A 23819-nucleotide genomic window follows, 5' to 3' on the forward strand; every position below is an offset into this window, starting at 1 on the left:
TTGCCAATCCTTCCTGATTGGTTTTAAAATCTATTAATTTTCAAATGGTTACAGTTTGGGTTTGGTTGGCATGAGGGTTGCTATCTAGGTTGGTCATAGGTTGCCTTTAGGGAATACATGAAGCCATTTGCAAAGAGTAACCTACATTTGAAGTTAGGAAGTAATAACAAAGAGGTTAATACATGATAAAAACTAGCAAGCGAGTTTACTTAAAGCGTCGAGCTTTTTTAAAGAGAGTTATCAGTTCAACTGCTGTTGTCTTATTGGCACTTAATGGTGGCTTTGCGCATGCAGAACAAGAGCAATCCTATATTCTGGCTACTGCGTCAACAGGAGGTACTTTTTATCCAGTAGGTGTAGCCTTGGCCACTTTGACTAAGGTGAAGTTACAGCCAAGTTACAATATCAGTCTATCAGCTATTAGCTCTGCAGGTTCTGGTGAAAATATTAAATTAATGAATGACAATGAAGCGCAGTTTGCAATATTGCAAGGTTTGTATGGTGCATGGGCTAAAAAAGGTGAGGGGCAACTGAAGAATTTAGGTTCACAAAATAAGCTGCGTTCCATAACCATGCTTTGGCAAAATGTTGAGCACTTTATTATTGATGAAAAATTATCTAAAACTGGGTCTTTAGATGATTTAAAACAGCTAAATGGGAAAAAATTCTCAATAGGTAAACGTAATTCAGGCACTGAAGGTTCTGGCCGCTATATTATGAGTCAGCTTGGGATTAACCCAAATACGTTTACCCTTGCTTATATGGGCTATGGACCCAGTGCTGATGCTTTGCAAAACGGCTCAATTAATGGCATGAATACACCCGCAGGGGTACCGGTTAGTGCGGTTACCAGAGCTTTTGCAAAATCAGGCGATGATTTACGCATTTTAGACGTAACGGATAAACAGCTGAAAAAAATTAATTCGCAATATAAACTTTGGAGCCGCTACGAAATTCCTGCTAACACTTACCATGGCCAAAGCAAGCCAGTAAAAACTATCTCTCAACCTAATTTTTTAGCGGTGCGGGATGATGTACCAGAGCAAACAGTATATATGCTGACAAAAACTATTTATGAAAACCTATCATTTTTAAATGGTATTCATAAAGCAACTACTGTAATGGCCTTAAATAAGGCAATTGAAGGTTTGCCTTTGCCTTTACATCCAGGCGCTGCCAAATATTTTAAAGAAAAAGGAGTTTCTATCCCTAGTTATTTACAGTAAATGGCAGTGTTCTGCATAAATTATTGTTAAACTTTAAAAGAATAACATATCGGATATATTGAATATTATATCCGATATGGAGCAGTTTTAATTATATTATCTATAAGTGCCCTAAATTTGTTGAATAACAAAATAAGAAATAACGTTAAAAGCAGTAACGTTAAAAATAGTAGCGTAATATGACTACGGAAAGGGCATAAATGGTAAGCAGTACCAATTGAGGTGTATGTATGTACAATACCATTAATGAGCCCCTGGATCAGTATCAAACATCCTCACAAGATTCGATAAAATACACCCGATATATAGTCTATTTTTTAGCAATAGTACTATCGTTAACACATATTTATTTCAATACATTTAGTACGTTGTCTGAGCTTTGGATTTCAGCTATTCATTTTTCTGGTTTTGGTTTGTTATGTATTTTGACTGTACCTATTGTGAAGAATGAGCCTGATGGAGCTAGAAACTGGAAAATAGTAGATATTGTTCTTGCTGGCATAGTAGTCATGAGTGCTGGCTATTTGATTTTATTTGAAGACCAGTTATATGCACGTGGTGTAGAGTTATCTCAATGGGATTGGTGGTTGGCGATAGCCTCAATTACGGTAGCTCTTGAATTAACCCGTCGCACTATGGGGTGGTTTATTCCAGTGTTGACCTTAGTTGCATTGAGTTATGTGGTTTGGTGGGGAAAGCTCATATCAGGCCCTTTTCATTTTCCTGGTTTAAGTTTAGAAACTTTATTGTACCGCAGCTACTTTAGCCCTGAAGGAATGTTTGGCCCTATTGCCAGAATTTCCTGGAGCTATGTATTTATGTTCATTTTATTTGGGGCATTTTTAGTTCAATCAGGGGCCGGTGATTTCATTATTAAAATAGCGCGTGCAGCCGCAGGGCGATTTACCGGTGGGCCTGGTTTTGTTGCTGTATTGGGTTCTGGCTTGATGGGGTCTGTTTCTGGCTCATCGGTTGCCAATACGGTATCAACAGGAGTCATTACGATCCCTTTAATGAAACAAGCGGGCTTTCCTGCCCGGTTTGCCGCAGGTGTAGAAGCTGCAGCCTCTACGGGCGGACAACTAATGCCGCCAGTTATGGGCGCTGGCGCATTTATTATGGCTAACTATACTCAGTTGTCTTATTTAGAAATTATGGGGGCAGCTACTTTACCTGCATTATTATATTTTTTGTCTGTTGCTTTTTTTGTGAGAATTGAAGCTAAACGACAAGGTTTACAGGCAGCAGGTATAGCTGAAACAACTGAAAATCAAGAGCCTATAGGTAAACTACTAAAATCAGGCTGGCATTTTACCTTGCCAATCGCAAGCCTAGTGGCAATGTTAATTTATGGTTTTACGCCAACTTATGCAGCTGGCTTTAGTATTCTGGTCGTTATTGCTAGTACTTGGCTCACTACTAAACCAATGAAGTTACCCCAAGTTATTCAAGCAATGGTATTGGGTAGTAAAAATATGGCTGCCACAGCGATGTTATTGGTCACTATTGGTTTGGTGGTAAATACAGTCGCTACAACAGGTGTTGGAAATACTTTTTCATTAATGATCACTGATTGGGCTGGCGGCAGTTTATTAGTGACCATCGTTTTGGTGGCTTTGGCATCACTTATTTTAGGGATGGGGCTACCAGTAACCGCATCTTATATTATTTTAGCTACCCTGGCTGCTCCAGCAATCTATAACCTAATAGCAGAAGCACAATTACTAGAGTTGCTTATGAACGGTCAAATACCAGAGCAAGTCAAACCAATGTTAATGTTAGTTGCGCCAGAACAAGCACAACAGTTTGGTAGTGCAATGTCGTTAACTGATGCGCAGGCTTTGATCGCCTTAATACCTGCAGACTTAAAAAGTACTTTAATAGATACTGTTATTGATCCTGCCCAATTGGCTCTGGCCTTATTGTCTGCACATATGATTATTTTTTGGCTTTCGCAAGACAGTAATGTTACTCCTCCAGTGTGTTTAACGGCATTTGCGGCAGCAGCAATCGCTAAAACCAGCCCCATGCGTACTGGTTTTGCTGCATGGAAAATAGCCAAAGGCTTGTATATTGTGCCTTTATTGTTTGCTTATACTCCATTATTAAGCAGTGATTTAACTCAAGCCTTGCCAGTATTTGTTGCTGCTTTATTAGGAATTTATGCTTTAGCGGCTGCATTAGAAGGTTATTTAGAAAGTACCCTGAGTTGGGTGCAGCGTTTAATAGCATTAGCTAGTGGTGTGTTATTACTGTGGCCTCAGCAAAATATATGGATAACAATAATAGGAGCGAGTGTATTTGTTGGGTTGTTTTATTGGAGCTTTAGCAAAAATGAAATAAAACTGAAGGAGTAAAATACAGCCAATAGGAGAATAATAAGTAGTAAATCACTTTTGATGAGTGATGCATCTCTCCTACTCTAAAAGGATAGCTTAAGCTATTAATAAAAAATTGCCATACTAGCCGGCTTTATACCCTACGCTTTGGGTATGCTTTGCTGATACTTTTGGGCTAAGGAGAGTGTTAATGCGCTTATACTATCTTATAGTTATTTGTTGTCTGGCTAGTATTGCAGTAGAGGCGGCCAGTGAGCCAGTGGTTAGAGTGTTTCGTGACTGGCGAGTAGAGTGTGAAAGAGACCAGCCAAGTTGCACTATGATGACCTCAGCCAAGTGGTCGAAATATAAACGATCTAAGATGTATCAGTTAAAAATACATAAGCACCATTTTAACCAGCCATTAGAGTTAAGCTTTATTAACAAAGGTGATGGTATCGAGGCTGGCTCTTCTCTGGTTTTTGTTACAGATAAAAAAGAAGCAATTAATGTTAATTATCCTGAAGAAATTAAGCCGTTAGGTGATGCAACGTTTTATACTGTGTTGACTAGAGATAAGGCTGATGAGCTGATTGACAATATGATCTTAGGGAAAAGGACAGTTATTAACTTTATCAATGAATCTAATAAAACAAGACAGTTGCTATTTTCATTATTAGGTGTGACAGCTTCAATTCGTTTTATTGATCAACACCAAAGTCAATTTAGCATTAACTCAACTAATAAAGATTGGTCTGGAAACTTTATTGATTTATTTCCAGCAATACATACTTGCTTAGGCCAGACGAAAAATCATGCATCAGTATATAGTGCTTGGACATTAGATGGTGGGAAAGCTGGTGTATTGGTAAAAAACCAAGATGGTGCTTTTTTTGAATGTCAGGTGCCGGTATTAGGTGCTCAAGTTGAGAAATATAATGCAGTAGATGATATTCGTGGTTTCCCGCTAGGCCCAATTTTCACGCCAAGTCATTATCCGGTGAGCGCCTTTTGTGGCAAACACCTTCGCGCAATAGATATAACTGGTCAATATGTTGGATGGTTAACTTATGCTGGTTGTGATTAATTATAAGTAAATCACTAATATTAAAGTTATTGGGTTAGTCATTGACTAACCAGTTCTTTAATTATTTTTGCTTATATTATAAGGCTTTATAGAGCTAACTTGGCCAGCTACTTTAAACTCATTAGGTAAGCTATTGTCAGCAGACAGTTGATGTTTAATTACTTGGCTAGTAGGGATTACTTTGTAATTTTGTACGACTAAAGGTGGTTTATCGATTTTTGCAACAATAAGGTAGCCTGTTAATATACCAAACAAAATAGCTAAAATATTAAGTAACATAGCCTCACTCCTTGATACCATACCTTTTGTGTATGAACTCTTAGTTTAGTACTTTAATAGCTATGTGCTTAATTGGAAATTGATTATAGGAGTTAAGACAATAGTCGAAGGGTAATGAATATAGTATTGATGGGATGGGTGAAAAGTGAGTCTTTCCTTGAGTTAAATAATTAATAAAAGCCCCGATTTCTTAGAAAAAGGGGCCTCATGACGAAGCTGGGATACAACGATTTTAATATAAAACCCTAGCGCGGATTGTGCCATTGACGTGCTGTAGTTTTTCTAGAGCAATTTGGCTTTTCTCCGCATCAACATCAATCACTACATAACCAACCTTTTCATTGGTTTGTAAGTATTGGCCTGCAATGTTGATATTATTGTCAGAAAATATTTTGTTAATTTCTGATAACACTCCGGGTTGGTTTTTATGAACGTGTAATAATCGATGCTGTTTAGGATGAGCAGGTAAAGCAACTTCTGGAAAGTTAACAGAAGAAATAGTAGTACCATTATCACTGTATTTTACCAGTTTTTCAGCCACTTCATGACCAATATTTTCTTGGGCTTCCATAGTGCTACCACCTACATGAGGTGTTAGGATGACATTGTGTAAGCCACGTAATGGCGAAACAAACTCTTCATCATTGGAGCGTGGTTCAACTGGAAACACATCAATTGCAGCACCTAACAATTTTTTTGACTTTACTGATTCAGCTAATGAATCAATATTTACAACGGTACCTCTGGATGCATTAATAAGGATAGATCCAGGTTTCATTGCAGAAAACTGCTCAGTATCAAACATCATTTGAGTGCTAGGGGTTTCTGGTACATGTAAGCTCACAACATCACACATACCTAATAATTCATTTAAGTTGTTAACTTGAGTAGCATTACCCAGCGGTAACTTAGTAACAACATCATAAAAATATACTTCCATGCCAAGTGACTCAGCCATAACACTGAGCTGGCTACCGATACTCCCATAACCGATGATACCGAGCTTTTTACCACGAATTTCATAGGAGTTTTTTGCTGATTTGAGCCAGCCTCCCTGATGAGCTAAAGCATTTTTTTCAGGTACACCACGCATTAATAATATAGCTTCGGCAATGACCAGTTCAGCAACAGACCGGGTATTAGAAAAAGGCGCATTGAAAACAGTTACCCCTCTTTCTTGAGCGGCTGCTAGGTCAACCTGGTTGGTGCCAATACAAAAGCAGCCGACAGCAATCAGCTTTTTCGCAGCATCAAAAATGTCAGCTGTAAGTTGGGTGCGAGATCGAATACCCACGAAGTGTGCATCAGCGATTCTGGCTTTCAACTCTTCAGCTGGTAGCGAGGTAGTTAAATATTCAATGTTGGTGTAGCCATGGGCGTTCAGGGTGTCGATAGCAGACTGATGCACCCCTTCAAGTAGTAAGAACTTGATCTTGCTTTTGTCCAAAGACGTCTTGGCCATGATGACTTTAAATCCGCTGTAGTGGCTTACTTAATAGTACAACTTAGTAAAAAATAGCCAGTTAAGCTGTATAAAATAACTCTGTATATACAGCTGAAAGGCTTCTTGAATCCTGAACTTAGGCGCATTTCTTTCAATTAATGACCGATCTGGCCAAGTTCAGGGGAGGCATATGATAGCATACTGTGCCAAAATTAGGCGTTTATAATGAATGACTTTTATTCAATTTGAGTTGAGTTTTTTGAGAGTAGCCAGATGACCCCTGAGCAAATCGTTGAGCAGTTACAAACATTGGTTGAATCTGACAAGGTAAAAACCGACCCGGAATCCCTAGCATTTTATGGCACAGACTGGACCAAGGTATATGAGCCGAAGCCGCTGGCAATTGTTTTTCCAAAGTCGATTGAACAAGTTCAGGCAATCGTTAGGTTTGCCAATGAAAATCAATTGGCGCTGGTGCCATCAGGAGGGAGGACAGGCTTAAGTGCAGGTGCTGTGGCTGCTAATGGCGAAATTGTGGTGGCCTTTGACTACATGAACAAAGTCGAAAACTTCAATCCAATTGATCGAACTGTCGTGTGTGGGCCAGGGGTGATTACTGAACAGCTTCAACAATATGCCGAAGAACAAGGCTTGTTTTATCCAGTTGACTTTGCTTCCAGTGGTTCTAGCCAGATCGCAGGTAATATTGCCACCAATGCAGGTGGTATTAAAGTGATTCGTTATGGAATGACCCGTAATTGGGTAGCTGGCTTAAAAGTAGTGACTGGAACCGGTGAGCTGATGGATTTGAATAAAGGTCTGGTTAAAAATAATACAGGCTATGACTTCCGTCATTTATTTATTGGCAGTGAAGGTACTTTGGGCTTTATTGTTGAGGCGACTATGCAGCTCACTCGCCCTCCTAAGGACTTAACTGTGCTTGTTTTAGGTGTGCCTGAATTCAGTGCCATTATGGATGTTCTTAAAGCCTTTCAAGAAAAAATTGATTTAACTGCATTTGAGTTTTTCTCTGAAAAGGCTCTTACTAAAGTGGTTGAGCACAGTGATGTACAACGCCCGTTTGAAAGCCGAACTGACTATTATGCATTAATTGAGTTTGAATGTATTAATGAGCAAGTTGCTGATCAAGCAATGGAAGTGTTTGAGTATTGTATGGAACAAGGCTGGGTTGAAGATGGAGTGATGAGCCAGAGCCTGGCGCAGCTAGAGTCTTTATGGCGGTGTCGGGAAGATATTTCTGAAACTATTGCTAAGTGGACGCCCTATAAAAATGATATTGCCGTGAGTGTTTCTCATGTACCAGCTTTTTTAACTGAGGTAGAAGCAGTAGTTAACCAGCATTATCCCGATTTTGAAATTATCTGGTTTGGCCACATTGGCGATGGTAATGTCCATTTAAATATTTTAAAACCAGATAATCTAGCCAAAGAGGCGTTCTTTGAAAAATGCTCAGAAGTGAGTAATTGGGTGTTTGAAATTGTACAAAAATATCAAGGCTCTGTTTCTGCAGAGCACGGTGTAGGAATGACTAAACGGGATTACTTAACCTATACCCGTAGTGAAGAAGAAATTAATTTAATGAAGGGTATTAAAAAAGTATTTGATCCAAATGGCATCATGAACCCTGGAAAAGTGATTAACTAAAAAACGACGGTAATACTCTTTATGACTGATATAAGGCTTTGCGGAAAATACGTAAAGTCTTATAGAAAATTTACGTTTATCACTTAAATCAAAGCTATACAAATATGAAGTTGAAGGTTTATTTTTATTGGTTCGAGTTTAATTAATTATATTTAACTTGCTTTTGGGTAGTAATCTTGATTATTTTCTAGGTTATACCCTTCTCGAAAGACTTTTAGGGATTGTTGATAAATTATTTGCTTGTTTGTTTATATAAGGAATCAGACTGATAATGAGGTTACTACTTGCATTACTATTACCCTGGCTGCAATTTTTTACGATTGGTAGACCATTTGCTGGAATTATTTGTCTTATCTTACAAATTACATTAATTGGCTGGATTCCGGCGGCAATTTGGTCAGTATATGCATTAAGCCAATATAAAACCGATCAAAAAATAAAAGACGCATTAAAAGATAGGGAATAATGCTTCTTAAATACACAAACATAAGGCCTGTATATAACATTTATGTGTAGTTTACAGGCCTTGCAGTGGTTAATCGTTGTGTTTCTGAGATGCGAGAGCTTTTAAGGCTTTATCACCAGAAATTACTCTTGATAACTCATGTAGTTCGTGAATTTTCCCATTTTTAAGCTTAGATATCTGGATTATTTCAATTACGGCTTTTTCTCCACTATGAAGCTCAAGGTTGACTAAATGTCTATCTGAGATAGTGTCTTCTGATTTTGCTGCTTCGGTAACTTCAAAGTTAATATCGCTAACTTTGTTTCTAACTATTTCTACATGCTTTTTAAACTCGGTTAAGTTTAGAATTTCTCCATCAGCATATTGAGTATAATCTTTAGCAAAAAAATGATTAATTTGCTGTGGATTATGAAAGACTTCTGTATACATTTTTTCTAAACAGCTTTTTAAGCCTGTAGTGCAGTTGAATAATGGTTGTTGTTGAAGATTGCTTTCGGCATTAGCTGTCATAGTAAATGCTCCTATTGCATAAAGAACAGTTAAGGTAAATTTGTTCATAATTTCTTCCTGTTTAAGGTAAAGAACTCAGTTGCAGTGTTTATTGGTGTTACTCAAGTGTATAGGTATGTAATAGCGGCTTAATAACGATATAATGTCTTTCATTTGTTATATTGGGCCAATGTTGAAACAAATGTATGAGTAATGAATTAGATTTTTCCATCCAAGCCATTGTGCGTGATAAAGCGAGTCATACACCGAGCCATGCCCACAAGAAAGGCCAAATATTTGCTATTTTCAGCGGGTTAATGACAGTAACAACGCAGGTTGGGATTTGGTCAATGCCGCCAGGTCGGTTAGGCTGGGTTCCTCCGCACTGCTGTCATAGTGCAGAAACGCATGGTCCTGTTAATGGCTTTAGTATCCATATTGACCAGGCGAAGTCTTTACAACTGCCTGGCCAGCCTACGGTTATGGGCTCTTCAGCTTTAATGAAAGCACTTGTCGAACGTTTGGTTGCTGCGATGAAAGAAAAGGCGATTGGCCGCCCAGAATGCAGAGTATTAGAAGTACTGATTGATGAAATAATAAGAACCAAGCATGAATCCTTGTTGCTGCCCATGCCTGTAGATGAGCGTTTAGCTAAAATGGCATCAGCCATAATCAATGAACCAAGTAATCATTTATCGCTAGATGAATGGGCTGAAAAAGTGAATATGTCTAGAAGAACATTAACACGCCACTTTAAAGCAGAGACTGGACTTTCATTTGGTCAGTGGCGTTTACAAGCTAAATTGCATCAGGCTCTACATATGCTTTCTAAGGGATGTTCTGTTACTCAAGTAGCATTTGAGCTTGGTTATAACAGTGTTAGCGCTTTTACGCATAGTTTTAAAAAGGTGCTAGGGGTTACACCCTCTGGCTATTTCAGTGGAATAAATTATTAGAGGTGCCCTTAAGAGAGTTATTTAGCTTTTGGGTATAGTCATGCACTCGGGAAGCCATTGTTGCCAGGATGCTTTATATTTTTCTAGCCACTTTATAGCTGACTCTTTATAACTAAATTTGTCGTATTCATATAAAGCAGCTGCTTCGGCTATCATGTCGTTGGTAAAACTGATATTTTGAATAAATTGATAAGCACATGGCCAGTTTACAGGGAAATTAGGGTTCGCTGCTTTTTTTAACCAGCCTTTCTTAGGAGCACCACAATCATTAATTTCAGTTGGATTTACCCCCCATGATGGGTCAGTAATACATTGCTGAGAAAACTCAGGGAATTCCACAAACTCGCCTTTAACACGGTTGTCAGTCCAATTTGGTGTCCAGTTGAGTAGCATAATGGGCTGTTTATTGTGTACGGCATTTATTAAGCGCTTATTAAGAGATGCAGCATCAATGCTAATGATACGATAATTGAGCTTAAATACCCGAATTCTAATGCCCTCATCACTAATCCAGGGGCCAGTATAATAGACACCTTTATTGCCTGATTCTGGAGTGCTGAATAGCTGACTGCATTTATTTAAGGCTTGCCAATCTGGCAAACCTGGGCATAACCGTTTGATATAGCTAGGATACCACCAGTCTTCTCTGGTTTTGGCTGAATGGGCGCCTACATCTAAAATGACGTCTTTTGCTACCATTCGGTTGAAATCTTTGGCCATTGAAAACTGCCATACTTCAAGTTGCAAGTGAATATGGCCTAATCTCAGTCCCCCCCATTGCTGTTTTAAAGAAATAGTTTGGTATTTAACTGTATACCCTTGATTTTGTAATACTGAACCGATTGCATAAGATAAAATGATTTGGCTAGCCCAGTCATTCGTTGCAATTTTGATTGGTATGTGTTTTTGATCGGCTGCGGCTACAAAGCAATAACCGAAAAATAAAGCTAAAAGAATACAGCAAGCTGCTTTAGGAATGAAGGCTAACCAGTATATTCTGAAATTTGATAAACAAGCTTGGGTAGTCATTGTAACGATCGTAAAACACTGTAAATATTTATTGCATTGATCTATATCCAGATTTAATTAAGTATTTGGTTAAAGCTAATAAATGGATACTGTTAAAAGCATAGTGCAATTATGAGGTAACGTTATAGGTGTCATTTGTTATTTATAAAGTAGAGATTACACTGAGTATCAGCGAAGCTGTAAGTTGAAGTAAATTATTCAGCATTATTATTGTCTTTTATGTGTAATGATTTGTTTTGTTTATAAAAATACGAAGAAGGCAGTATATAAAAAATGATTTCTAGTATTGTTAATAACCAATCTATTCATTGGGTGGCTGTAAAAGATATCCAGTGTTTTTCTATAGTTATTGTCTTTAATCAACAAAAATATTTTATACAACTTATGCCCTCTGTTAAAGACAATCAGTATTATCGGTGGTTTTTACAAGGTAGAAGCTTGCAGCCTTTACCGGAAAAGAGAATACAAAGCATTGTTAAAAGGCTGAATGATATAGCTGAGCAAACCCCGTTAGCAAGTAAAAGCTATCATTGTGATCAATGGGGGAACTTAACCTTAAGTGATGAAAAAATATATTAAGAGCGTATGCATAGGTTATACACAGAGTTATCCACGCATGTGAATAATACACAAATTTAGGGGATAATGGTGTGGATAAGCTGCGGATGTAGTGATAATTATCAATAAAAATAATAACTTAGATTATGTGGTTCTAGTTTAAACAGTTGTTTATTTTGTCCTGTTTTTTTTGAATTTTGATAATATTTATGAATATAAGGAATTAAACTATTGAGAAATATTCATAAAAATATTTCAACCCTCTTATCAGAAATAAGTGCACTCACTATGTTCTTGGTCGAGCATTCTATAGCACTTGTTTAGCCATAAATGCTCTAACTTTCTTCCTTCCTCTAAGTTGATGGTACCTGCCTTTGAAATTATCGATTGACCTTCTTTGCTTAAAATATAATTAACGAACTCTCTCGCATAGGCTGATGGGGTATTGTGTATAGAAATATACAAAGGTCTATAAAACTCATATGCTCCAGACATTATATTTTCTTTGGTTGGCTCTATATTATTGAGTGAAAGATACTTTAAATCTTGTTTTCTAGCAGAAGAGATTCCATCAATTGCAATTGCGTTGATAGTTTTCATCACATAACGTTCAATAGGGCCTGTCGATTTTCTGATTAATACTGAGCTAGGGAATTCGTAGTTTGGGTCTTTAAACACCATTAAGCGAAACATTAACCCGACCCCGGATGATTTTCCTGCTCTTACTACCACATGGATAGGTAAATTTTTGCCACCCAGCTCATTCCAGTTTTTTATTTTACCAGAGAAAATATTCTTTAGCTGTTGCTCTGATATGGATTTTACAGGGTTATTTTTGTTAATGATAATAACCAATGCGTCCCATGCAACAGGGAATAAAGTAGCTTGCTTTTCTTTGTCAATTACCTTTCCTTTAGAGTTGGTCAATTTATGTCGGCAAGTTCCTCCTATATCTGCAACAGATGTTGCTGCTAGTCTGATACCTTTAGTGGCGCCACCGCCAGCCATACGTATAGGTATTCCTGTTTTTTCTGAAAATGCCTTTGCAACTTCAGACATATAGGCTTTTAATGATACACCACAACCCATCCAAATAAGCGAGCTAGTTAGGCGTTGTTCTGTAGCAGAAGCATTTATTAAAATTAAAGTAGTAATCAGGCAGGTAAAAAATGATATGAATCTATTTTTAATAAAACGAAAATAGTAATAGATGCTTTTAATCTTTGCAGCCATAACTACTATCTCAAAAAGAGTTAACTAAATAGCTATATCTACTTATATATTAGCTACTATTTAGAGAGGTGCTCGAGTTTATGAGATTTGTAAAATGAAAAATTTATTTGTTAATGCATTTACATTATTGCTAATGTGTACTTTCAGCATTCATTTACTGGCTAAAGATACAATTTCAATCACAGGGTGTGGTATTAGTAAAAAAGCTTATATGGAGAAAATTGCTTCTATATATGAGAAAAAATCTGGTATTAAAATCAGGCTTTCTGGCGGTGGAGCAACAAAAGGACTTAGATTAACTTCGAAAGGAATGACAGATATAGGTGCTTCTTGTCGACATAGAATAGCTACATCTGGAGGTATAGTTGATGAGGAAAACAACCTGCAACTTATCCAGGTTGGTTGGGATGCTCTAGTTATAATGGTGAATAAAAGCCAAAAATTAGATAACTTAACCGTACAAAATCTAAGGGATGTTTTTGATGGCAAGGTAACTAACTGGAGTGAGTTGGGAGGAGCTAACATAGATATTCTTCCATTAACACGCAAAGGTAAGTTGTCGGGCGTTGGTTATATGGCGCGGTTATTGATTTTTGATGATCCCGACTATGAGTTTAAAAATAAAGGTAATAGGTATAAGTCTACCGGTCCATTAGAAAAAGCAACAATGAGTCATGAAGGTGCAATTGCAATTAATGGTATCAGTTCTGCTAAAAAAATTGATGTAAAATTTATTGGCATTGATGGTTTTGTTCCTACTAAAGAAAATATTATGAAAGGTAACTATCCTTTTTTTAGACCTCTATATATAGCGATTCAAAATAATAATGCCTCCCCGGACATAAAAAAACTTGTTCAATTTATATTGAGTGAGGAGGGGCAAAAAATAATTTCCGATGAGGGTACCGTTAACCTAAAAGAGGGATTGGCATTAGCGGATAAATGGCTAGAGAAAGTAAAGAAAATGGGTAATGCATGGCAGGAAGAAGAAGGTTTGATTATAACTTCGAGTACGCAGAAAGCTATCTAATCAAGAGACAAATTAAAACTCTTCAAGAAACTGTGGGATTCTCTGCTCTAAATAATAGTTTGGTTTCATAGGGTGCTCACCACCTATAAAACCAACATGGCCACCAGTAGTTGTTAATTCTAGCTCAGTAAACTCACTTAGATCTTGTTCTTTAGGTAAACAGGCGGTACTGATCAGTGGATCATCTAAAGAGTGTATTATCAAAGTAGGGCAGTTAATAGCAGACAAGTAGTGTTTGCTACTAGAACGACGATAATAGTCTGCAGCCCCGCTAAATCCATGAAGTGGTGCAGTGACATTATGGTCAAAGTCCCAAAATGTTTTATAGCGCTTAATATTGCCTAAAGTACTTAATGCTTTGTGGTATTCTGTAGCGCCTTGAGCGATAAAAGAACTTTTTTTAATTTCAATATATTGGATTAAGTCTCGCAAAAAAAAATTTCGATAAACCTTGGCAAAGCCTTGGTTCATTTGTTTGGCACACAAGTCTAATTGAAAGGGAACAGAAACAGCTACTGACGCAATAACTGAGCGGTTCTGCTGCGCTTCTCCTAACCACTTAAGCAGTACATTGCCACCTAAGGAAAAACCAATAACTGCTATTTTCAGGTAAGGAGTCTTTTGTTCTAGGTGATTTATAATGAATGTCAGGTCGTTTGTGTCCCCTGAATGATAGCCTCTTGGTAATAAATTAGGTTCACCACTACAACCGCGAAAATTCATCGCGACGCTATTCCAGCCTATTTTATGTAGCGCTTGCTGTAAGCCTATAACATAGTGTGAGTTTGAGTTGCCAGTTAGACCATGCAGAATTAAAGCAAGGTTATGGCATTTTTGTGGGTTGTACCAGTCTAGGTCAATAAAGTCACCATCGGTTGTGGTAACTCTTTCCCGTTGTCGGGTTAATGCTAAAGGGCGTCGCAGCAAGGGCGACCAGATGGTTTGTAAGTGAGGGCCTGGTAACCACCAGGCCGGTTTAAATCTACTACTTGATAACATTACTGCATGGGTTTGCCATTAATTGTTAACTGTCCTTGTTGGAATTTAATGGCAGATTTCAATTGATCATTTTCATTAATTATATACCCTTGACTAACAAAGATAGGGACTTGTGCTGCCAATGGGGTATTTTCTATTAATTTAGCAGGTACGCTAACATTTGCAGAAGCTTGTACTGCCCCCATCAGTAACAATGGGTTTTGTAACATCGCCGCATTTTCAGCTTTTATAGTAGCTTCTAAATCGGCTTCGATTTTGCCTTGTTCTGTATTTGCCTGCAAAGTAGGGATCTTGATAACAGGGCCTGCAGCCAGAATTTTGTTTAAGTCATCTTGCATTGCGGCAAAGTCAGGCATGGGTGTTGGTTGGTCTGTACCACTTTGCATTGCTTGCTTTTGGAAGTCAGTAAGTTTTTTGGTGATTGACTGTACTGCCTCCGCAGGCAAGTTTTCTAAAGCAATGGTCAGCTTAATATCATTTGCAACCGGCTTGTTTTCAGCAACGACTTTTTGGGCTGCCAGTGTCGTATCAGCTTTGATCATTTTGTTACTATCGGCTTCAGAATGAGCAGTTACAGTAAGGCCTTCAAAGGTGATGTTGGATGGCGCTTTGCCAAGAGGGCTGCTAGCAGATTTATTTGAGTTTATGGTAAATGCACTTAATTGGATTTCGTCATCACCTAGCCATAAGTCTTCAAGTAACAGTTGCTTTTTCGAGTGACCAGTCACTTTGCCAATAAACATGTTCATATCACTGGAGCTAATTTGTAAACCATCCCAGTTGAAGTCTGCAACAAGTTGCGTCATGTTATTAGATAGCGAAAGCGTTATTTGAGCTGGCTGAAATGCCACTGAGTCAGAAGGCTTGCCTTCTATTTTGTCTAAAGTAAAACCGGCAACTGAAGCTTCAATTGTAGAGTTGCCAGTAAAGCCAATGTGGCTTTGAACTTGAATTGGGTTCTTATTGTCTTTCCAAATTTTGGCAATGCCAGCTTGTTGTTCTTCAGAAAAGGGAACCTTACTATCAATTGCCGCTAAACCAAAGGTGTTTGGACCTTTTAGCAAAATAGGGCCATGGCTGATATGGTTATTGACTTGAAAAGTGAATGGTTCTTGATCTGCCAGCTTTACTGTTACAGTGTTTACGGCAGTTGATGTAAACCAACCGCGTTGATAGTCAACATCAATTTTTAAATCAAATGGCACAGACTGCAGAGTGGAAGAACTTTGTAAATGCTCCATTTCCGCTTTGAAATGCTTTTCTGCCAAGGTTCCTGTGAGGTAAGGTGCACCTGCAACCGCTATGGCCACAATGCCTAAGCCTACAACTTTTTTCATAAAGTCCTTCAACTCTCTGTTAAGTGTCTCTTAAACAAGTAAAAACATACTTGTCCTGCTTGTTTCTGACGGTGAATCTGCCAACAGGCCGGCACTTGAAGTGTAGTTAAGTCCTGTTCAGCTTCCACATAGATATAAGCATCAGCAGCAAGCCAGTTACCTGTTTCAAGCAACTGGCAGGTTTGGTTAAGTAGGCCCTGATGAAAAGGAGGATCAAGAAATACTACATCAAACTGCTGGTCGCTAGGCTGGCTAAGCCACTTCACCGCATCAGTATTGGTTATGTTCGCATCATCTCCAGGGACCTGCAATTGGGATAAATGCTGACTTAGTTGTTGAGCTGCAACTGATGAGGCTTCAATAAACTGAACAAATTTTGCACCACGGGATAGCGACTCTAACCCAAGTGCACCTGTGCCACTATATGCATCTAAACAGTACGCACCAGGAATAGTCTGCATTAACCAGTTGAACAGGGTTTCACGTACCCGGTCTGTGGTGGGCCGTAGTCCAGGCAAGTCAGGAATAGTCAGTTTACGACTACGCCATTGGCCACCAATGATACGTAAGTAACTGGTAGCCTTTTTGTTGTGAGCATGACGAGATTTCGTGCGGGGTGATTTCATTGGGTATTAGTAAAAGTCCAAAAGCAAACTAACTGTACCTGATTTATACCGTTGTTGGCAGTGTTTAGCAAAAGCACAGAGTGTGCTGTAAGTGTACACAGCTTTTTGATTGTGGCATTAGCTATTGTAATAATTATCGTAAAACGATAATCTGTTATTGTTTTACGATAATTTTATGTTGTGTGGAGATGAATATGAACTCGCTAAATAAAATAAAGCTAACGAGTGGGATGGCAGTCGTCAGCTTGTTAATTTTTCTTACCTATAATATTTACCTGTTTGTCAGCGGTGAAGGGTTTGTTTTGGACAAGGAGACAAGTGATAATGTAGAGGTTTTTACGAGAGTCATGACCTTTATAGGGTTAGAACTGCTTTATCAGGTTATATTGATAATGTTGTTAATGTGTGTGTTTTTTCAGTTTTATAATGGAAAAATATTTGATTTAACTAACCTTCGCTATAGCTTTGCTATAGGCTGGCTTTGTTTGCTTTACCCTGTTTATTCATATGGCATTGACTTCTTGTTAGATGCAGTTTTTCAACCCCTGAATATAACTAGTACTTTTACTGTAAATATAAATCTTATGCCTATGGCAACAGAGATTTACTTAATTGCAGGTATTGTCATATTGCCCATAGTCTATATCCTGAAACATGGCAGTGCACTTAAATCAGAGTTAGAAGAGTATATTTGACTCAGTGGAGAAATAATGTGCCTATTGAATGCCGAATTCAACTATTATTAGCCCAGAAAAAAATCAAGTCTAAAGATTTAGCCGAGAAAATTGGTATAACACCACAAAATCTGTCTGTGTTGGCAAATGGGAGAGCAAAAGGTATCAGATTCTCTACCTTGGAAGCACTATGTGAAGCATTGGAATGTACACCAGGAGATATACTTCAATATGAAAAGCCTGAAGATGAAAAGTAAAAGGCGCTGGTGTAGTGGTGTTCCTGTTATGGGGCATAGTTATGGTGATACATTGGAAAAATAAGGATATAGATAAAAAACTCATTCTAGTGGGACGGTCGCCTGATTTATTGACACCAGCCAACCGCAATATGATGATAGATTTGCTGCTGTTGAAGCTTTTTCAAGAAGATACTTATAAAGAGCTAGAAGTAGACTTACAAAGTTTGTTTGATTTACCTAACTCCTTTTCCAGCTATATAGCAGAATCTTTCATGTTTTCTGGTCATTATCCACACTTTGAGGGGCCGGAAAAATTTATTGTAAATATTAAAGAGTTTATTGAAAGATAAAAGCTATGGTTAATGAAATAAACTATTGGTGGGTATGCCAATAGTTTATTATTAATTGAACGACAGGTTGATGTTTAGCAATATTGACAAAAGCGCTATTACTGATAATTCTGATTCAGGCTTGCAAGAATACTAGGCACAATAAAATTTATCAGGCTTTTTAATGGAGATGCCGCTGGTCCTAAAAACTCATCGGCTGTGCTATTAAAAGCTTTATGACCAATGGTTAATAGGTCTTCAGGTTGAAAGCCATCTTTTAGACTGTTTACGGCAGTTGGTAACACATTTGCTGTTACTTTAAGCAATGATAATGCTGTGCTTGGTGGTATGGGTAGCATATGAATTGCTCCTTATTATTTTAGATTTATTTGTTATTGCATCTACTCATTATTCTGTTTATTTACTTACTAAGTTTTTTAGCTGTGATGAGTCGCCACTCAACAACGATTAGTATTATGAGCAGGAATTATGTCTTCCTGCCAGTTGCAAATGAGATAAGAATCACAAGTAAATTTTATATATTTTTTTTTCAAGTGGGTAAAATTGAAACCGTTGACGGGTAAGCATGCTGGCTTCCCTTTATGTTAGTGAACCCCTATCAATCACTGGGCTGCATCGAAGAAAAATAATGCGGGTATGGGGTAAATGAATAAGGCATCATTACTTGATTTTTATAAGTATCCAACTGCTCGTTATATTGTTGTTCTAAGAGTAGTTTTTCTATACGGCATAAAGAGTACAATATCTTCTATGCTATAAGTAACAACTTTGATTGGTAGAAGCGAATGGCTACAAAAATAGAAGTAATTCAAGGGGACATTACTAAGCTTGCTGTGGATGCAATCGTGAATGCAGCGAATAGTAGCTTACTTGGTGGGGGAGGAGTTGATGGGGCTATCCATCGAGCTGCTGGGCCTGAGCTGTTAGCAGAATGTCGGCAGCTACATGGCTGCGATACTGGCGAGGCTAAAATTACTAAGGGCTATCGTTTGCTGGCTAAGCATGTAATTCATACAGTTGGACCTATCTGGCGAGGTGGCCATAATCATGAGCCTCAGTTGCTGTCTAATTGTTACGCCAACTCACTGAAGCTAGCTGCAGACCATCAATTGTTATCGATAGCCTTTCCAGCCATTAGCACAGGGGTTTATGGCTACCCTATTGAGCAAGCAACTGAAATTGCAGTAGCAGAAGCTAAGCACTTTTCACAGCAAGAAACGTCATTGGAGGAAATTATATTTTGCTGTTTTTCTGATGCTGACTTAGCTGTCTACCATCAAGTGCTTGCTTACTAAAATTGTTAATTCTTACTTAGATTCTGGCAATAGGCTTGCTTCCAAGGTCGTTTTATCTGTACGCAGTGCGTTGCTTTTAGGTGTTAACAGTACGTATAGCACTGGTACTACAAACAAGGTCAGAACAGTTGAAGACAGTAGCCCACCAATGATGGTCCAGCCCATGGGCTCCCACAGGCTACTGCCGGATAAGGTTAAAGGAAGTAACCCGCCAACAGTGGTAAGTGTTGTTAGCAAAATAGGTGACAGGCGGGTTATGCCTGCTTCAAATGCTGCACTGATAACACTTTTTCCTGCATTTCTAAGCTGGTTTGCATAATCGACTAAAATGATGGAGTTATTCACTACTATCCCAACTAGAGAGCTGAAACCAATAAAAGCCATAAAAGAGAAGCTGTTTGCAGTGGCATAAAGGCAAATGAGTGTACCTATGATGGCAAAAGGAATAGCAGCAAACACAATGAGGGGTTGAGACAAGGATTTAAACTGAAAAACCAATACAGCGAAGATACCCAATAACGCAACAATAAGTGCTTTGGTGATGCCAGCAAACGACTCTGCTCGGGTTTCCTCTTCGCCACCAATTTGATAGCTCATGCCGACAGGCCAGCGTAGTTGGTCTAGCTTTGTTGCAATAGTTTGAGTTAGTTCAGCCACTTGGTAACCATGTTTTACATCTGCGGTGATTAGTGCGCTGCGCTCTAGGTTAAGGTGACGAAACATAGCTTGTCCTTCGTCAGGCTCAAGGGTTGCCACATGACGTAATGGCACGGTATTGCCTGTCATACCAGTAACGGTTACCCGGTCAAAGTCGTCTAGAGTGGGCTTATCTGCATCAGCAAGCTTGACTACCACACTATATTCATCACCTAATTCATCCCTCATATTACCCACCGAGGTGCCTACTAAAGAAGCCCGTACTGTTTTATCTATGGTAATCAGGGGAATACCTAATAACCCTGCTTTATCTCGGTTGATATTAACTTTTAGGTCCGTTCGATAGTTGCTCGTTGGGTTACGCACATTTACAGTGCCAGCTGTTTGCTTAATGACTGTTTCTACTTGAGTAGATACCTGTTTCAACTGTCTGATATTGTCGCCTATTACCCAGATGGCAATGGGGGCATCAATTGGAGGGCCTTGAATAAATTCTTTAACAGCAACTTTAGCGCCAGGGATATCACGAAATTGTTGTCGAAATGATGTTACTAACGCAGGCATAGCCAGTTTATCGTTATCTTTTAATTGTACGAATAACTGTGCATGATTTGGAGTTTCCCGTTTAGGGTCAACATTATAATAAACTTTTGGATTACCCCTGCCTGTATTAGTGATCACACTTATTACCTGGGGGTGGGATAGTAACTTTTGTTCGACTATTAATGCGATAGCTTGAGTTTTATCAAAACTTGTTCCTTCTGGAGTATCAATATCTACCATTAATTGAGGCTTCTCAGCTTTTGGAAATAAGCTAACGCCTACTTTAGGGAATAACGTTAAGCTGCCAGCGAAAATCAGGCAGGCAATGAGTAATAGTAACCAGGGAAGCTTTAATGAAAACTGCAGTAGTGGGCCGTAAATATTATGGGTTAACAGGTTGATTAATTTTGGAATAGGGTTAATTGACGTAATACCACGATAGATTTTCGTAAAAAATTTATTATTGGCACTCTGGCTATTAATAAGGTGTTTCTTGGTAAAGTCATAAGCACAGTTATTTTTAGTTAGTAGTCGACTGGCTAATAAAGGTGTAAGTGTTAACGCAATAATGAGTGAAACCGATAAAGTTAAAATGACGGTTACTGGTAAAGACTGAATAAATAGACCCGTAGGGCCTTGTAACATAAGCATGGGCAAAAAAGCTAACAGTGTAGTAATGGTGCCACTGGCTACTGCACTGCTCATTTGTTGAGTACCTAAAACTGCTGCATGGAAAGGTGCCTGGTTTTGTCTTAGTAATCGACCAATATTCTCAATAATAACAATTGCATTATCGACTAATAAACCAAGTGCAATCACTAAACCTGCAATAGTAATTTGTTGTAGTCCGAAGCCACTCACATCCACTAAGCCAATTGCAATCAATATAGAAGTGGGGATAGCTAATACCACGACAAGACTAGGTTTAAAACCAAGTACTAAAAATACGATGATGCCAACCAGCACTAGACCTTGAACTAGGTTGCCAGTTAGGACATTAATCATTTTGGTAACGCTATTGGTCTGGTCAAAAATAGCCACGGCTTTAATATTGGCAGGTAATTTTTTCTGGAAATTAGTTAACGTGGCATCAAGGCCTTTCATGACGGAGAAAATATTAGTGTTCTCTCGTTGCTTGACTGAAATCAAAATACCTCGTTGGCCATTATATCGTGCATTGTGGGTAGGCTCGGCATCGGCAAAACTGATTTCAGCAATATCTTCAACAAATACGATTTGATTTTTCGTTGCTTTAACTGTAGTGCGGCGAATATCACGGAGGTTTTTAAAGTCACCACTAGTACGCACGGTAAAGCGGCGGGCCCCTGCGTCAACATGCCCGGCAGGTACATTCACACTGGCTGCCTCTAGAGCGTCCAGTAAATTGTCTAAAGATATTTGTAGCTCGCGCATTTTTTCTAAGTCGGCGCGTACTTGCACTTGCTGTTCAGGGTAAGCCCAAACATCAGCTTGTTTAACGCCGTTACTACGCTCAAACTGTCGTTCAAGCTGTTCCCCATACCGTTTTAGTTCGCGATAAGAAGCGGTTTCTGATAACAAGCTGACTACGAAAATATTGACATCAGAAGGAGATACTTTGAGTACTTCCAATCGATGTAGCTCATCAGGTAAGTCGTCCCGAATTGATGCCATTGCTTGCACGACATCATCGTAATAATCTTCTGGGTCTTCAATATCTAAAAACTCTACATGAGCAAGCACCAGTCCATCTTCTATCTTGCTTTTTACAACCTTAACATCCTCCAGCTCATAAATAGCTTCCTCAATAGGTTCAAGCACTAATTTTTCCATATCAATAGGAGTAGTGCCGGGATAAACTGCATACACCGTAGCCATTGGCATGGTTACCTGAGGGTCTTCAGAACGTGGCATGGTATTGAGTGATACCACCCCTAATACCACCATAAGCAGTACAACGATTAAGGTGAATTGGTAATTAACAACGGCAAGGTGTGGTAATTTCATTAAAGGTGACCTACAGCTTTTATAAGCCTGAATATTGTCTTAGCTCATTGGCGTTGGTGGCTGTTACTCGCTGGACAGTCATACCGTCTTTTAGATAACTAGCGCCTTCGGTTACTACTTCTGTAACATTTTCCAATCCACTTCGAACGGCCATTTCCTTATTTAATAAGCCAGCTAGGGTGACCCAGTGCTGACTGACTTGGCTGGTTTGTTGATCATAAGCAAATACCATGGCTTGATTGCTCTTAGCAGTAACAATGGCTTCTATGGGAATAAAGGCTAGCGGCTGAGTACTTTTAGGTAGAATATCAACTCGGGCAATAAAGCCTGAACGAAGTGGTAAAGGTGGATTATTTAAGCTGACTTCTATTTCAAAAGTACCAGTTTTGAGGTCAGCCACCGCTGCAATTTTGGTAATTTTTCCAGTAAAGAGTGTTTGCGGGTAAGCATCAAATGCTAGTTTTACAGGGTCTTGAACTGATGTTTTGACAACATCTCGGTCTGCTAACCCTACTCTAACCACCCAGCTGTTTTGATTTTTTGCCACAGTGAAAAGTGGGGAGCCAGCATTGATTAATTCATTTTCTTCAGTGAAACGCTGTAAGACTTTGCCATTAAATGGCGCTTTAATTATTGAGTGACGACGATTAAAGGTGGCTATTTTCAGTTCTGACTCAGCTAAATGTAAGGCAGTTTGAGCATCCTGCAGTTGTTGTAAAGGAATGACATTTTTTTTATATAAATCGGTGAATCGTATTAAGTCACGCTTGGCTTTTGCTACATTGGATTCTGTTGAAGTGACTTGGGCATTAATTTCAGCAAGATCCAGACTTGCTAACGTATCACCTTGCTGGAAAGTTTCTCCTTCATCCACATGAATTCTATTAATTAAGCCGCTGGTCTTAAAAGCCAGCCGGGTCTCTTTTTTATAAGCTAACCTACCACTGGTTTTAATGGGGATAATTCTTTTTTCTTTAATCACAGGAGCCGTGGCAACGACAATGGTAGGCTTAGTTGTCAGTGGGTCCGCAACTCCCCAGATAGAAGGCATGACAAAGAGGATAGCGGCAACCCGATTAATAAGCTGCAGGTTCATGGTTTCTTCTTCCTTTCCTTCCATGATGTAAGAGGGAAGCTGTTAAATCGATAATGTTTACACTGTAAACATATAAACCATACATGTTGCCGTCGTCAACATCGTTTTTCCATAACTACTCAAGTTTTGATATTCGCAACACATAAGCTTTTTAGCGACTTAAGCTGTTGTGTTGGCCGATATGTTTTAATAAACCACTGAAATTTTCCATGTAGCCCAGTGAAATCAAAGACTGCA

Annotated in this window: 23 protein-coding genes; 12 read left to right on the plus strand and 11 right to left on the minus strand. The window is 38.7% G+C overall.

Annotated elements, in window-relative coordinates; genetic code table 11:
- The first annotated feature begins 182 nt into the window (after positions 1 to 182).
- From OQE68_RS12730 to OQE68_RS12740, 3 genes are all read left to right on the plus strand, one after another.
- A complete protein-coding gene (locus OQE68_RS12730) occupies positions 183 to 1226 on the plus strand; it encodes a TAXI family TRAP transporter solute-binding subunit (RefSeq protein ID WP_180570565.1) in 1044 nt (347 codons plus the stop codon).
- 230 nt (positions 1227 to 1456) lie between these two features.
- Positions 1457 to 3583 carry a TRAP transporter permease gene (locus tag OQE68_RS12735; protein WP_180570566.1) on the plus strand — a complete coding sequence of 709 codons (2127 nt, stop codon included), beginning with the start codon at positions 1457 to 1459 and terminating at the stop codon, positions 3581 to 3583.
- A gap of 172 nt (positions 3584 to 3755) precedes the next feature.
- Positions 3756 to 4631 (plus strand): hypothetical protein, encoded by an 876-nt coding sequence (locus tag OQE68_RS12740; protein WP_180570567.1) that lies wholly within the window; start codon positions 3756 to 3758, stop codon positions 4629 to 4631.
- Between the two features lie 57 nt (positions 4632 to 4688).
- Here OQE68_RS12740 and OQE68_RS12745 read toward each other — a convergent pair whose 3' ends face one another.
- Together OQE68_RS12745 and serA are read right to left on the minus strand one after the other, a co-directional pair.
- Positions 4689 to 4910, minus strand: a complete 222-nt coding sequence (locus tag OQE68_RS12745) for a hypothetical protein (RefSeq protein WP_180570568.1) — start codon at positions 4908 to 4910, stop codon at positions 4689 to 4691.
- 232 nt (positions 4911 to 5142) lie between these two features.
- Positions 5143 to 6372 (minus strand): phosphoglycerate dehydrogenase, encoded by a 1230-nt coding sequence (gene serA, locus OQE68_RS12750; protein WP_180570569.1) that lies wholly within the window; start codon positions 6370 to 6372, stop codon positions 5143 to 5145.
- Between the two features lie 255 nt (positions 6373 to 6627).
- On the opposite strand from serA, the gene OQE68_RS12755 reads away from it, so the two are divergent.
- Both OQE68_RS12755 and OQE68_RS12760 read left to right on the plus strand, forming a co-directional pair.
- Entirely contained in the window at positions 6628 to 8019 is a 1392-nt protein-coding gene (locus OQE68_RS12755; RefSeq protein ID WP_180570570.1) for an FAD-binding oxidoreductase, read from the plus strand.
- A gap of 271 nt (positions 8020 to 8290) precedes the next feature.
- Positions 8291 to 8485, plus strand: coding sequence for a YqaE/Pmp3 family membrane protein (locus OQE68_RS12760; protein ID WP_180570571.1), 195 nt, complete (start codon positions 8291 to 8293; stop codon positions 8483 to 8485).
- Positions 8486 to 8554: 69 nt separating this feature from the next.
- Here the strand turns inward: OQE68_RS12760 and OQE68_RS12765 are convergent, their stop codons facing one another.
- A complete protein-coding gene (locus OQE68_RS12765; protein ID WP_180570572.1) occupies positions 8555 to 9043 on the minus strand; it encodes a nuclear transport factor 2 family protein in 489 nt (162 codons plus the stop codon).
- A gap of 137 nt (positions 9044 to 9180) precedes the next feature.
- Here OQE68_RS12765 and OQE68_RS12770 point away from each other — a divergent pair, with 137 nt between their 5' ends.
- Positions 9181 to 9930, plus strand: coding sequence for an AraC family transcriptional regulator (locus tag OQE68_RS12770; RefSeq protein WP_180570573.1), 750 nt, complete (start codon positions 9181 to 9183; stop codon positions 9928 to 9930).
- Between the two features lie 21 nt (positions 9931 to 9951).
- Here OQE68_RS12770 and OQE68_RS12775 read toward each other — a convergent pair whose 3' ends face one another.
- Positions 9952 to 10959 carry an ABC transporter substrate-binding protein gene (locus OQE68_RS12775; RefSeq protein WP_180570574.1) on the minus strand — a complete coding sequence of 336 codons (1008 nt, stop codon included), beginning with the start codon at positions 10957 to 10959 and terminating at the stop codon, positions 9952 to 9954.
- A 273-nt stretch (positions 10960 to 11232) separates the two neighbouring features.
- On the opposite strand from OQE68_RS12775, the gene OQE68_RS12780 reads away from it, so the two are divergent.
- Positions 11233 to 11538: a hypothetical protein gene (locus tag OQE68_RS12780; RefSeq protein ID WP_180570575.1), complete on the plus strand. Its 306-nt coding sequence runs from the start codon at positions 11233 to 11235 to the stop codon at positions 11536 to 11538.
- Positions 11539 to 11784: 246 nt separating this feature from the next.
- Here the strand turns inward: OQE68_RS12780 and OQE68_RS12785 are convergent, their stop codons facing one another.
- Complete coding sequence (locus tag OQE68_RS12785) at positions 11785 to 12750, minus strand: phosphate ABC transporter substrate-binding protein (protein ID WP_180570576.1); 966 nt, start codon at positions 12748 to 12750, stop codon at positions 11785 to 11787.
- Between the two features lie 94 nt (positions 12751 to 12844).
- Between OQE68_RS12785 and OQE68_RS12790 the strand changes: the two genes are divergently transcribed.
- The gene (locus tag OQE68_RS12790; RefSeq protein ID WP_180570577.1) at positions 12845 to 13780 is read left to right on the plus strand and encodes a substrate-binding domain-containing protein; all 936 of its coding nucleotides are present in this window, start codon (positions 12845 to 12847) and stop codon (positions 13778 to 13780) included.
- Between the two features lie 12 nt (positions 13781 to 13792).
- On the opposite strand, the gene OQE68_RS12795 is transcribed toward OQE68_RS12790, so the two are convergent.
- Genes OQE68_RS12795 through rsmD form a run of 3 tightly spaced genes read right to left on the minus strand, consistent with a single transcriptional unit; the run spans position 13793 to position 16742 of the window.
- On the minus strand, positions 13793 to 14779 hold the full coding sequence (locus tag OQE68_RS12795; RefSeq protein ID WP_180570578.1) for a hydrolase: 987 nt from the start codon (positions 14777 to 14779) through the stop codon (positions 13793 to 13795).
- Complete coding sequence (locus OQE68_RS12800) at positions 14779 to 16116, minus strand: YdgA family protein (RefSeq protein ID WP_180570579.1); 1338 nt, start codon at positions 16114 to 16116, stop codon at positions 14779 to 14781. The genes OQE68_RS12795 and OQE68_RS12800 overlap by 1 nt, the downstream gene beginning before the upstream one ends.
- 8 nt (positions 16117 to 16124) lie before the next feature.
- A complete protein-coding gene (rsmD, locus tag OQE68_RS12805; protein WP_180570580.1) occupies positions 16125 to 16742 on the minus strand; it encodes a 16S rRNA (guanine(966)-N(2))-methyltransferase RsmD in 618 nt (205 codons plus the stop codon).
- 194 nt (positions 16743 to 16936) lie between these two features.
- Here rsmD and OQE68_RS12810 point away from each other — a divergent pair, with 194 nt between their 5' ends.
- The 3 genes from OQE68_RS12810 to OQE68_RS12820 are packed head-to-tail and all read left to right on the plus strand — an operon-like array spanning position 16937 to position 18005.
- Positions 16937 to 17437: a hypothetical protein gene (locus OQE68_RS12810; RefSeq protein WP_180570581.1), complete on the plus strand. Its 501-nt coding sequence runs from the start codon at positions 16937 to 16939 to the stop codon at positions 17435 to 17437.
- Complete coding sequence (locus OQE68_RS12815; RefSeq protein WP_219340167.1) at positions 17434 to 17673, plus strand: helix-turn-helix domain-containing protein; 240 nt, start codon at positions 17434 to 17436, stop codon at positions 17671 to 17673. Before OQE68_RS12810 ends, OQE68_RS12815 begins: the two co-directional genes overlap by 4 nt.
- Positions 17674 to 17714: 41 nt before the next feature.
- Positions 17715 to 18005 (plus strand): hypothetical protein, encoded by a 291-nt coding sequence (locus OQE68_RS12820; RefSeq protein ID WP_180570582.1) that lies wholly within the window; start codon positions 17715 to 17717, stop codon positions 18003 to 18005.
- 98 nt (positions 18006 to 18103) lie between these two features.
- Here OQE68_RS12820 and OQE68_RS12825 read toward each other — a convergent pair whose 3' ends face one another.
- Positions 18104 to 18343 carry a hypothetical protein gene (locus tag OQE68_RS12825; RefSeq protein ID WP_180570583.1) on the minus strand — a complete coding sequence of 80 codons (240 nt, stop codon included), beginning with the start codon at positions 18341 to 18343 and terminating at the stop codon, positions 18104 to 18106.
- Between the two features lie 447 nt (positions 18344 to 18790).
- Between OQE68_RS12825 and OQE68_RS12830 the strand changes: the two genes are divergently transcribed.
- Positions 18791 to 19300, plus strand: coding sequence for an O-acetyl-ADP-ribose deacetylase (locus OQE68_RS12830; RefSeq protein WP_180570584.1), 510 nt, complete (start codon positions 18791 to 18793; stop codon positions 19298 to 19300).
- Positions 19301 to 19312: 12 nt separating this feature from the next.
- Here OQE68_RS12830 and OQE68_RS12835 read toward each other — a convergent pair whose 3' ends face one another.
- Both OQE68_RS12835 and OQE68_RS12840 read right to left on the minus strand, forming a co-directional pair.
- Positions 19313 to 22486 carry an efflux RND transporter permease subunit gene (locus tag OQE68_RS12835; protein WP_180570585.1) on the minus strand — a complete coding sequence of 1058 codons (3174 nt, stop codon included), beginning with the start codon at positions 22484 to 22486 and terminating at the stop codon, positions 19313 to 19315.
- Between the two features lie 19 nt (positions 22487 to 22505).
- Positions 22506 to 23582, minus strand: a complete 1077-nt coding sequence (locus OQE68_RS12840) for an efflux RND transporter periplasmic adaptor subunit (RefSeq protein ID WP_180570586.1) — start codon at positions 23580 to 23582, stop codon at positions 22506 to 22508.
- Positions 23583 to 23819 lie beyond the last annotated feature (237 nt).

It is taken from the genome of Spartinivicinus marinus (genome assembly GCF_026309355.1).
In the GTDB taxonomy this organism is placed as follows: domain Bacteria; phylum Pseudomonadota; class Gammaproteobacteria; order Pseudomonadales; family Zooshikellaceae; genus Spartinivicinus; species Spartinivicinus marinus.

Excerpts from the sequence above, each read along its gene's own strand:
- OQE68_RS12735 (WP_180570566.1), top strand. The coding sequence starts at position 1,457 with ATGTACAATACCATTAATGAGCCCCTGGATCAGTATCAAACATCCTCA.
- OQE68_RS12840 (WP_180570586.1), bottom strand. The coding sequence starts at position 23,582 with ATGAACCTGCAGCTTATTAATCGGGTTGCCGCTATCCTCTTTGTCATG.
- OQE68_RS12770 (WP_180570573.1), top strand. The coding sequence starts at position 9,181 with ATGAGTAATGAATTAGATTTTTCCATCCAAGCCATTGTGCGTGATAAA.
- OQE68_RS12800 (WP_180570579.1), bottom strand. The coding sequence starts at position 16,116 with ATGAAAAAAGTTGTAGGCTTAGGCATTGTGGCCATAGCGGTTGCAGGT.
- OQE68_RS12775 (WP_180570574.1), bottom strand. The coding sequence starts at position 10,959 with ATGACTACCCAAGCTTGTTTATCAAATTTCAGAATATACTGGTTAGCC.
- OQE68_RS12820 (WP_180570582.1), top strand. The coding sequence starts at position 17,715 with ATGGTGATACATTGGAAAAATAAGGATATAGATAAAAAACTCATTCTA.
- OQE68_RS12745 (WP_180570568.1), bottom strand. The coding sequence starts at position 4,910 with ATGTTACTTAATATTTTAGCTATTTTGTTTGGTATATTAACAGGCTAC.
- OQE68_RS12755 (WP_180570570.1), top strand. The coding sequence starts at position 6,628 with ATGACCCCTGAGCAAATCGTTGAGCAGTTACAAACATTGGTTGAATCT.
- serA (WP_180570569.1), bottom strand. The coding sequence starts at position 6,372 with ATGGCCAAGACGTCTTTGGACAAAAGCAAGATCAAGTTCTTACTACTT.
- OQE68_RS12740 (WP_180570567.1), top strand. The coding sequence starts at position 3,756 with ATGCGCTTATACTATCTTATAGTTATTTGTTGTCTGGCTAGTATTGCA.
- OQE68_RS12825 (WP_180570583.1), bottom strand. The coding sequence starts at position 18,343 with ATGCTACCCATACCACCAAGCACAGCATTATCATTGCTTAAAGTAACA.
- OQE68_RS12810 (WP_180570581.1), top strand. The coding sequence starts at position 16,937 with ATGAACTCGCTAAATAAAATAAAGCTAACGAGTGGGATGGCAGTCGTC.
- OQE68_RS12730 (WP_180570565.1), top strand. The coding sequence starts at position 183 with ATGATAAAAACTAGCAAGCGAGTTTACTTAAAGCGTCGAGCTTTTTTA.
- OQE68_RS12760 (WP_180570571.1), top strand. The coding sequence starts at position 8,291 with ATGAGGTTACTACTTGCATTACTATTACCCTGGCTGCAATTTTTTACG.
- OQE68_RS12785 (WP_180570576.1), bottom strand. The coding sequence starts at position 12,750 with ATGGCTGCAAAGATTAAAAGCATCTATTACTATTTTCGTTTTATTAAA.
- OQE68_RS12765 (WP_180570572.1), bottom strand. The coding sequence starts at position 9,043 with ATGAACAAATTTACCTTAACTGTTCTTTATGCAATAGGAGCATTTACT.
- OQE68_RS12795 (WP_180570578.1), bottom strand. The coding sequence starts at position 14,779 with ATGTTATCAAGTAGTAGATTTAAACCGGCCTGGTGGTTACCAGGCCCT.
- rsmD (WP_180570580.1), bottom strand. The coding sequence starts at position 16,742 with ATGAAATCACCCCGCACGAAATCTCGTCATGCTCACAACAAAAAGGCT.
- OQE68_RS12780 (WP_180570575.1), top strand. The coding sequence starts at position 11,233 with ATGATTTCTAGTATTGTTAATAACCAATCTATTCATTGGGTGGCTGTA.
- OQE68_RS12790 (WP_180570577.1), top strand. The coding sequence starts at position 12,845 with ATGAAAAATTTATTTGTTAATGCATTTACATTATTGCTAATGTGTACT.
- OQE68_RS12830 (WP_180570584.1), top strand. The coding sequence starts at position 18,791 with ATGGCTACAAAAATAGAAGTAATTCAAGGGGACATTACTAAGCTTGCT.
- OQE68_RS12835 (WP_180570585.1), bottom strand. The coding sequence starts at position 22,486 with ATGAAATTACCACACCTTGCCGTTGTTAATTACCAATTCACCTTAATC.